This window comes from Mesorhizobium sp. M5C.F.Ca.IN.020.32.2.1 (genome assembly GCF_004023105.1).
GTDB classification, from domain to species: Bacteria; Pseudomonadota; Alphaproteobacteria; order Rhizobiales; family Rhizobiaceae; genus Mesorhizobium; species Mesorhizobium wenxiniae.
In genome coordinates this window covers 1-1,833 of record NZ_RZSX01001086.1, presented here as the reverse complement: position 1 = coordinate 1,833, position 1,833 = coordinate 1, and the positions used below count along the sequence as shown (strand labels likewise).

Here is a 1,833-nt window from a genome sequence, read left to right as displayed (position 1 = left end):
CTGCTCGTCAGTTCAACTTCAGACATGTCCGGCCCCGATATAGGCTTCTATAACGCGCGGATCCTTGGAAACCGCAGCATAGTCGCCTTCGGCGAGGACTTTGCCGCGCGCGAGCACGGTGATGCGGTTCGACAGCGAGGCTACGACCGAAAGATTATGCTCAACCATCAAAACGGTGCGGTTCTTGGAGATGCGCCGGATCAGCGCCGAGATGCGCTCGATGTCTTCTTGCGCCATGCCGGCCATAGGCTCGTCGAGGAGCAGCATCTCAGGGTTCAGCGCCAGCGTCGTCGCGATCTCAAGCGCGCGTTTGCGGCCGTAGGACAGATCGCTGGCGCGGATATCCGAAAACTCGGTCAGGCCGACATCGGCGAGAAGAGCCGCACCCTCGCTATTGAGCTTGGAGAGCACTTTCTCGGAACGCCAGAAATCGAAACTGTCGCCGCGCCGGCGCTGCAGCGCGATGCGGACATTCTCGAGTGCCGTCATGTGCGGAAACACCGCCGATATCTGGAAGGAGCGCACAAGGCCCAGCCGCGCGATGTCGGCCGGCTGCATCCTGGTGATGTCGCGGCCTTGGTAGCGGATCGTGCCGCGCGTCGGCTGGAGGAATTTGGTCAGCAAGTTGAAGAGGGTCGTCTTGCCTGCGCCGTTGGGCCCGATCAGCGCGTGGATTGATCCTCGCTCGACTGTCAGGTTGACATTGCTGACAGCGACGAAACCCCCAAATTCCTTAGTCAATCCCGCGGCTTCGAGGATCGCTCCGGAATTCATGCGCGGGAGCCTTCGCCGGTCATTGGCGTGAAAACGTGGAACCGCGCTGCGAGGCTATCCGCCCCCAGGGTGACTTCCATGGTTTCCTCCCGTGGCACTCCCGCCCGCAACAAACGACCTAATGCACATCGCGTCAAGGCCGCAATTGCCGGCGCTCTGGCACGGGGCCTTCGATCATTTTCGAATTGCAACGTCGAAGGGGCAGACGACAGGCGAGATGGGCCTGTACCGAACCACCCCAATCCGAACCCATCCCGTCCAAGCAGTTCGAAATCCGCGGCGACTGAGTTAGATGAATGCAAAAGCTTAGCTGCGCTGGCTCGAGTTGGAGTTTTCCCGGTCTGCCCGGGTGATCTTGCCCTTCGACGCTTTCGATCCGCCGCCCCATTCCTGGGCGTTCCTGGCTTGGGCGCCGCCCTTGGCCGGTTCCTTGGCCTTGTCGCTGCCGCTTGCCCTCTTTCCCGATACAGGATGCTCGGCTTTCGTAAACGAGCTGGTCTTTGTCATGGTGTCACTCCTATCGATGGTCGGGGATCGCAGCCATTACGGTCCGCCTGCGGGGCAGGCATCGTTCAGTCCTCGCCGCGGTTTGGATCCTTGCCGGCAGCCTGGCTGCTCTTTTGCGGCTTGTCCTTCTTCTCCTGATTGCCGCCGCGGTTGCCGCCATGCTCGTCGCTCGATCCCTTGACGGCTTTTGTGTCCTGAAGCTTCGTAACCATCCTGGTTCTCCTTTTGGTCCATCTGCTTGAACTCCCCTGACTCGGCGATTGTTCCCGCCGGGAACATATCGGCGCTTCGAGAGTTGGCGAGGAGGACCGCACCGCAATGAACGCGAGGAAGGGGATTGCCGTCGGAGCTTTTTGAAGGGTGACCTTCACTTTCGAGAAGTGTTGCAGATGAAAATTGCCCAGATCGCCCCCCTTACCGAAGCCGTGCCGCCGCGGACCTATGGCGGGACCGAGCGAATAGTTTCATATCTGACTGAGGAGCTTGTTCGGCAGGGGCATGATGTTACCTTGTTCGCCAGCGGTGATTCACGCACCTCTGCGGAATTGGTAC

General features: G+C 60.2%; 4 protein-coding genes. 1 reads left to right on the top strand and 3 read right to left on the bottom strand.

Going from position 1 to position 1,833, the window contains the following annotated elements:
- Window positions 1-18: 18 nt before the first annotated feature.
- From EOA86_RS33115 to EOA86_RS39040, 3 genes are all read right to left on the bottom strand, one after another.
- A complete protein-coding gene (locus EOA86_RS33115; protein WP_127210902.1) occupies window positions 19-774 on the bottom strand; it encodes an ABC transporter ATP-binding protein in 756 nt (251 codons plus the stop codon).
- A 306-nt stretch (window positions 775-1,080) separates the two neighbouring features.
- Entirely contained in the window at window positions 1,081-1,281 is a 201-nt protein-coding gene (locus tag EOA86_RS33110; RefSeq protein WP_127210903.1) for a hypothetical protein, read from the bottom strand.
- 65 nt (window positions 1,282-1,346) lie between these two features.
- On the bottom strand, window positions 1,347-1,493 hold the full coding sequence (locus tag EOA86_RS39040; RefSeq protein ID WP_164759765.1) for a hypothetical protein: 147 nt from the start codon (window positions 1,491-1,493) through the stop codon (window positions 1,347-1,349).
- Between the two features lie 177 nt (window positions 1,494-1,670).
- Between EOA86_RS39040 and EOA86_RS40895 the strand changes: the two genes are divergently transcribed.
- A partial coding sequence (locus EOA86_RS40895; protein ID WP_164892256.1) for a glycosyltransferase occupies window positions 1,671-1,833 on the top strand: 163 nt, incomplete at its 3' end.